Below are 379 nucleotides of genomic sequence, written 5' to 3' on the forward strand. Positions count from 1 at the left end.
GTTGATGCGATGATAGCGACATAAACAGGAAAACAAATAATGATAATGCCAACAATGAGGGTGAGATGGGTTAAAAATTTCAAAACAGGGCGATTTTCAACCATAATTCGCTTCCTAATATTGTACGCGACGTTCAATCCAGCGGAACTGGATAAACGTTAAGACAATAACCATCAACATTAATATTGTTGATTGTGCTGCTGATCCACCGATTATTTGGTTTTTAAAGCCATCATCATACACTTTGTAGACGAGAGTGCTTGTTGCACGTGCAGGACCTCCAGAGGTCATGTTATCAATAATACCAAATGTATCAAACATGACATAATTGATGTTAATGACAAGAAGAAAAAAGGTCGTTGGTGAAATCTGCGGGAAT

General features: G+C 37.7%; 2 pseudogenes. Both read right to left on the minus strand.

The annotated features are described in order from the left end of the window. Positions 1 to 104 (minus strand): annotated as a pseudogene (locus J7R05_RS09105) (glycerol-3-phosphate transporter); the annotation flags it as partial. A 10-nt stretch (positions 105 to 114) separates the two neighbouring features. After that, a pseudogene (locus J7R05_RS09110) lies at positions 115 to 379 on the minus strand (glycerol-3-phosphate transporter permease); the annotation flags it as partial.

This window comes from Bartonella capreoli (assembly GCF_902813205.1).
Classification (GTDB): domain Bacteria; phylum Pseudomonadota; class Alphaproteobacteria; order Rhizobiales; family Rhizobiaceae; genus Bartonella; species Bartonella schoenbuchensis.